Source organism: Cysteiniphilum litorale, from assembly GCF_003428165.1.
Classification (GTDB): domain Bacteria; phylum Pseudomonadota; class Gammaproteobacteria; order Francisellales; family Francisellaceae; genus Caedibacter; species Caedibacter litoralis.
Window position 1 is genome coordinate 1 of sequence record NZ_QLIQ01000113.1, and the last position, 1,856, is coordinate 1,856.

Annotated in this window: 2 protein-coding genes; both read left to right on the top strand. The window is 37.6% G+C overall.

Features of this window, described 5'->3' with window-relative positions; translation table 11 throughout:
• The first annotated feature begins 357 nt into the window (after nt 1-357).
• Entirely contained in the window at nt 358-1,185 is an 828-nt protein-coding gene (locus DNJ75_RS14725; RefSeq protein WP_157968400.1) for a class I SAM-dependent methyltransferase, read from the top strand.
• Nucleotides 1,186-1,296: 111 nt separating this feature from the next.
• A complete protein-coding gene (locus DNJ75_RS14730; RefSeq protein WP_117004181.1) occupies nt 1,297-1,734 on the top strand; it encodes a single-stranded DNA-binding protein in 438 nt (145 codons plus the stop codon).
• Nucleotides 1,735-1,856 lie beyond the last annotated feature (122 nt).

Sequence of the window (1,856 nt, forward strand, 5' to 3'; positions counted from 1 at the left end):
GTTTATTAGTGATATCTGACACAGGTGCATCCTTAGCCTTATTATAACTTGCTAAAATCTTAATCTTAACCGATTCAGGCATGTCACTGGACATCAACAAATCAAGTTCTTCTCTAGTGTAGCCTTTAAACGTATCACATTGGTGCATCTTTGCGTAATCGGTCATACTGTCCAACCTTTCCAAATCCCTGCTATATAGCGTACTATTTATCTGGTTTTTGAATTATATAGCAGATTCTATTTGTAAGCTCATAGCAGAATAAATCATTAACGCATGTAAATAAACTAGCTTATACAACATATATCAATTAACTTCTTTAAGATACATTTTAAATATATTTGAGCATATATTATTGAGTGTCTGGCAGGTACGATGACGAGCTATCATTATCTACAAACTTGCGTGATGCGGTGGTATTCATGTTAGATGAGCGATTACAGGATTTGACTCAAGAAGTCTCTGGATTGATTCCAACGAAAAATAATAGAGGCTTTATGATGACGGAGTTATCGCAGACCTCAAAGGAATATATTGCCTTTGCCAAGGATTGTGCTCATGTTCTCGATATTGGTTGCGCTTATGGCATTAGCGTATTGCCTGTGCTTGATTATTTAAAACCACGAGTCCATGTTGTTGATTTGTGTGCGGCACACATAGATGTCTTGCGTGCTAAGATTGGTGTTGAACAATTACCTTATTTTTCTGCTGAGATTGCTGAATTTCCCGTGCATACGCAATTTCGAGCTAATACATTTGATGCAATTCATATTTCACATGTGCTGCATTTTATTCGGGGTGAACATTTTACGTATGCGCTGTCTGAATGTTTTAAATGGTTGAAACCAGATGGCAGGTTGTTTCTTACGATGTCCTCACTATATTTTCCCTATTTTATTGACTTTATTCCTACCTATGAAGAAAGAAAGCGACAGGGCTATCTGTTTGCAGGTGAAATTGAAGACATGCGTATTTACGTGCCTAATCATTTACCTGACGTCATTAAAGCCAATCAGCCAAAATATTTACATGTGTTTACCAAAGAGGATTTAGAGGGCAAATTATTTGATGCGGGATTTGAAATAGATCAGTCGGATTATTTTACTTTAGAAGATGCACCATATTTAAAATATGTGAATGACAGTCGTGCGTGTATCGGTATTATTGCAAGGAAGCCTGTATTATAAGTGAGTATGGGGGATGATTTTACATTTTGCAAACATCAAAAATGTCGAAAATATCGAAAACATCAAAAGCGATAAAAACTCATTAAACCCCATCAAATGGCAGGATAAATCATGGCGCGTGGCACGGTGAACAAGGTGATTTTAGTCGGTAGATTGGGAAACGCTGTTGAGCTTCGTTATTTAGCATCAGGCACAGCGGTTGCCAATATCAGTATTGCTACCAATGAGGATTACAAAGATGCACAGACGGGTCAACTGATTGATAGTACACAATGGCATAGGGTGGTGGTGTTTGGCAAATTAGCCGAAACAATGAAACAGTATTTGCACAAGGGTGACCTTGTGTATATCGATGGTCGTATCAGAACAACAAAATATCAGGATAAAGTAACGGGTCAAGATCGTTATGCCACTGACATTATGGTCAATAACATGCAAATGCTAGGAGGTAGAACAGATCACAGCAATCCTATGCCAGATTATGTTCCGCCGCATATTGACGTTGTTGTACCTGATGCAGCTTCATCTAAGCGATTAACTTCAGAATAAAAAGAATAAAAAAATTATAACTTATCAAAGGAGATTGAGAAAATGAGGGCAGTTGTAAAAAATGCACTAACGATGACAATGACAGGTTCAATGATATTATTGACAGGATGTGCTGCCATGAG

Excerpts from the sequence above, each read along its gene's own strand:
- DNJ75_RS14730 (WP_117004181.1), top strand. The coding sequence starts at position 1,297 with ATGGCGCGTGGCACGGTGAACAAGGTGATTTTAGTCGGTAGATTGGGA.